This window comes from Novosphingobium sp. Fuku2-ISO-50 (assembly GCF_001519055.1).
In the GTDB taxonomy this organism is placed as follows: Bacteria; Pseudomonadota; Alphaproteobacteria; order Sphingomonadales; family Sphingomonadaceae; genus Novosphingobium.
Genome location: NZ_KQ954315.1, coordinates 1 through 4,131 on the forward strand (window position 1 = coordinate 1; position 4,131 = coordinate 4,131).

Annotated in this window: 3 protein-coding genes; all 3 read right to left on the reverse strand. The window is 65.0% G+C overall.

Annotation, left to right across the window (positions count from 1 at the left end; translation table 11 throughout):
• Positions 1-185 precede the first annotated feature (185 nt).
• The 3 genes from AQZ50_RS19815 to AQZ50_RS19825 all read right to left on the reverse strand — a co-directional run bounded on the left by AQZ50_RS19815 (position 186) and on the right by AQZ50_RS19825 (position 3,974).
• Entirely contained in the window at positions 186-1,436 is a 1,251-nt protein-coding gene (locus AQZ50_RS19815; RefSeq protein ID WP_067749411.1) for a Zn-dependent hydrolase, read from the reverse strand.
• The gene (locus AQZ50_RS19820) at positions 1,433-2,290 is read right to left on the reverse strand and encodes a dimethylarginine dimethylaminohydrolase family protein (protein WP_197412574.1); all 858 of its coding nucleotides are present in this window, start codon (positions 2,288-2,290) and stop codon (positions 1,433-1,435) included. The genes AQZ50_RS19815 and AQZ50_RS19820 overlap by 4 nt, the downstream gene beginning before the upstream one ends.
• Positions 2,291-2,360: 70 nt before the next feature.
• Positions 2,361-3,974, reverse strand: coding sequence for an alpha-amylase family glycosyl hydrolase (locus AQZ50_RS19825; protein ID WP_067749414.1), 1,614 nt, complete (start codon positions 3,972-3,974; stop codon positions 2,361-2,363).
• Positions 3,975-4,131: the final 157 nt, after the last annotated feature.

Sequence of the window (4,131 nt, forward strand, 5' to 3'; positions counted from 1 at the left end):
GCAGGCGGGAATCCAGAATTCGACGTATGATCAAGACGTTAGGCTGACTGGATTCCCGCCTTCGCGGGAATGACGATGGTTTATACATCATTGATTTCACGGTATAAATTTTCGTGATCCGTGATGTGTGAATGCCGTAGCCTGAAGGGAGGGGAGGGAAGAATCGCCATCGCTGCACCTTGGTCTTAGATATTGGTCGCCCGGTCGTAATCGAGCACGGCCTGCAACAGGACGTTGGCGCCGCGTGCCGCGTCGGCGGGCGTGATCGATTCGGCGATGTTGTGGCTGATCCCGTTTTCGCAGGGGACGAAGATCATGCCCGTCGGCGCGACGCGCGCGGTATAGACCGAATCGTGGCCCGCGCCCGACAGCATCGTGCGGTGCGAATAGCTCAGCCGCCGCGTTGCGCCGCCGATCGCATCGAGCACGCCCGGATCGAACGTCACTGGCGGCGAGGACCATACCGGGCTTAGCGTGATCGCCACGTTCTGCGATGCCTCCAGCGCGGCGATGGCGTTTTTCAGCGCGGCTTCCATGCGGTCGAGCCCGGCGACGTCGGGATGGCGCAAGTCGACGGTCAGGCGCACTTCGCCCGGCGCGGTGTTGCGCGATCCCGGATAGGCCTGAAACAGGCCGATCGTCGACAGCGACGCGCCCGGATCGGAGCGTCCGATGTCGTCGACCGCGATCGCCAACCGCGCGGCGGCGTGGAGCGCATCGCGGCGGAGATGCATCGGCGTGGTCCCGGCGTGGCAGGTCTGGCCTTTGACCACGACGTCAAACCAGCGGATGCCCTGAACCCCGCTGACCACGCCGATTTCAAGCTGTTCGGCTTCGAGCACGGGGCCCTGTTCGATATGCAGTTCGAAATGGGCGGCGAGCGGGTGCGCGCCGACATCCTGTTCGCCGGCAAAGCCCGATCGCGCGAGCGCTTCGCCCAGCGACACGCCGTCGCGATCTTCCTGCGCCAGCGCATAGTCGAGGCTGAACACTCCGGCGAACACGCCCGAGGCGACCATCGCGGGGGCAAAGCGGGCGCCTTCCTCGTTGGTCCAGTCGATCACTTCGATCGGATGGCGCGTGACGATCCCGGCGTCGTGCAGCGTGCGCGCGACTTCGAGCCCCGCCAGCACGCCGTAAATGCCATCAAAGCGCCCGCCGGTCGGCTGCGTGTCGAGATGGCTGCCGATGGCGATCGGGGGCAGGCCGGGTTCGCTGCCTTCGCGGCGGGCAAACAGCGTGCCGATCCGGTCGCTGGTCACCGCCATGCCGATTTCGCGGCAGGCGGCGACAAACCAGTGGCGCACGGCAATGTCTTCATCCGACAGAGTCAGGCGGCACATGCCGCGCTCCGTGCCGGGGATCGCGCCAAACCGGGCGGTTTCGCTCAGGCTGGCCCAGAGCCGTTCGCCCGAGACGCGCAGATCGGTGGTCATGCAAGAGCCTCGCGTTTGAGCGGCATGGTCATGCAATGAATGCTGCCGCCGCCGCGCGCAAACATGTCGAGCGGGGGATCGATCACGGTCACGCCACGCGCGCGCAGCTCGGCATTGATGCGGACGCTGTGTGCCGGGCTGATCACACGGGTTGCGCCGAGCGAGAGCAAATTGCAGCTCATCGCCATGACTTCGGGATAGCTTGCTTCGACGATGTCGATGTCGTGCGCCTTGAGATAGCGCGCGAAATCTTCGCCCAGCACGTCGATGCAGGCGACCGCGATGCGGTCGGTCGCCATGCAGAACAGGACATCGAGATGCAGGAAATGGGCGGGAAATTCTTCAAGCCGCGTTTCCCAGCCTTGCTGCTTGAACCATCCGGCGAACTGTTCGGCGCCGGTGCGGTTGGTGCGCACGCCGGAATGGCCGATGATCAGAAGGCCGGGGCGGACGACATGAATATCGCCGCCTTCGACCACGCCCTCGCTGGCGAAACGGTGAAAGCCATCGGCGGCCAGATGAAAATCGAGCACGGCAGCATATTCGCCGCGCCGTTGCGGCAGGGCGAGCTGGGTCAGGATCGGGCCCCAGGGCGTGGTCTGGCTCGAATCGCGGGTATAGACCTGATAGGGATGCGCAGCGCTGGGCTTGAGGAAATGCAGATTGACCTCGGCGCCTTCGAGCGCGGCGATCAGCCCGTCCCATTGGCGCAGCATCGTCGCGCGGTCGAACTGCGCCGATGAGGCCAGCGTGGACACGGCCACCGCGTTGGTTTCCAGCCAGTGATAATGGTCAGGCGGGCACAACAAAACATCGGTCAAAACGCCCGTTTCCGAATCCACAGTCCACTGCATCGTCATCTCCAATTGGGCCTGCAACCATAGCGGGCGACTATAGCGGGGCAGGGGCGGCGCGCAGCAACTTTCACAGCGGATCGACGATGACCATCGTCGCGCCCCATGCGGGCAAGTGCGCAGGATCGGCGCCATTGACCGACAGGATCGCATTGCCCGCCGGACAGGCGTGGGCATGGGCGCCGCCGCCGATGTTGAACGCGCAATGGATCGCCTCGCCCTCGATCCGCCGGGTAAACGACAATACGTCGCCATGGACGCGCAGATGATCGATCGTGCCCCGGCGCAGCGCCGGGTGCGCGCGGCGAAGCGCGAGGATATGGCGGGTATGCGTCAGCAGCGCTGCGGGATCGTGTTCCTGCGCGGCGACGGCGCGGGCGATGTTGCCCGGCGACAGCGGCAGCCAGGGCGTGCCGCTGGTAAAGCCGCCGTTCGGCGCATCGGGAACCCACGGCATCGGCGTGCGCACGCCGTCGCGCCCGAGCGTCAGCGGCCAGTTGGCGATCGCTTCGGGGTCTTTGAGCAAGTGAAACGGGATGTCGTCCTGCAACAGGCCCAGTTCCTGCCCCTGATAGATGAAGATATTGCCGCGCAAGGCGCCGAGCAGCGCAATCGCCATGCGGCCAAAGGCGGGGCGCGAGGCATCATCGGCCCAGCGCGACAGGCAGCGCGGCGCATCGTGATTTTCAAAGGCCCAGCTTGGCCAGCCTTCGCCAAGGCCGTCGCGCGCCGGTTTGCCGGGCCAATCGCGCATCGCCTTGGCGACAAGGCCTGCAGTCAGTGCCGGGGCATAGAGGAAATCGAAGCCATAGGCGCTCGACAGCCGGTGATTGCCCGCGGTGTAGGCCTTCATCAGGGGCATGGCATCATCGCCGCCGACTTCGGCCACGGTAAAGATCGCGCCATAGGCGTCACAGACAGTGCGGATGCGTTCGACGAAGCCGACGACATCCGGGTGCCCCTGGCTGAATGTCTTGATCTGGAAATCGTAGGATCGCGTGCGCTGCCGGTCGTCGGTTGCGGGCGGGTTGTCGGTCAGCGCCGGATCGAACATCGCATGATTGAGCGCGTCGAAGCGGAACCCGTCGACCCCGCGATCGAGCCAGAAGCGCACCACATCGAGCAGCGCGTCCTGCACGGCGGGCACGTGAACATTGAGCTGCGGCTGTTCCTTCAGGAACTGATGATAATAATACTGCCCGCGCCGCGCGTCCCAGGTCCAGGCCGGGCCGCCGAACACCGATTGCCAGTTGTTGGGCGGGGTGCCGTCGGGCTTCGCATCGGCCCAGACATACCAGTCGGCGCGCTCGCCCTCGCGGCTCGCGCGGCTTTCGCCAAACCAGGCGTGACGATCGGAGGTATGCGCAAAGACGAGATCGATCGTGACGCGCAGGCCCAGGTCGTGCGCGCGCGCGACAAGTGCGTCGAAATCGCCGAGCGTACCGAAAATGGGATCGACATCGCGATAATCGGCCACGTCATAGCCGAAATCCGTCATCGGGCTGGTAAAGAACGGCGAAATCCAGATGGCATCGGCGCCCAGCCGCGCAACATGATCAAGATGCGCGGTGATCCCCGGCAGATCGCCGATGCCGTCGCCGTTGCTGTCGGCAAAACTGCGCGGATAGATCTGATAGATCGTCGCGCCGCGCCACCATTCGGCCCCGGAGCCTGCTTCGTTCATCACTGCACCTCGCTGGACAGGGCCTCGGCTGCTTGTGCCATGACCGCCCGGCGCGCGACAGGCAAATACGTATCCAGCCCTGCTATGCGGTGGCCTGCGTCAGCGAGCTCAATGCACCATCGGACATTCCGATTTCGGCCAAAATCGCCACGCCTCT

Coding starts and splice junctions, on each gene's coding strand:
- AQZ50_RS19815 (WP_067749411.1), bottom strand. CDS start 1,436: ATGACCACCGATCTGCGCGTCTCGGGCGAACGGCTCTGGGCCAGCCTG.
- AQZ50_RS19820 (WP_197412574.1), bottom strand. CDS start 2,290: ATGCAGTGGACTGTGGATTCGGAAACGGGCGTTTTGACCGATGTTTTG.
- AQZ50_RS19825 (WP_067749414.1), bottom strand. CDS start 3,974: ATGAACGAAGCAGGCTCCGGGGCCGAATGGTGGCGCGGCGCGACGATC.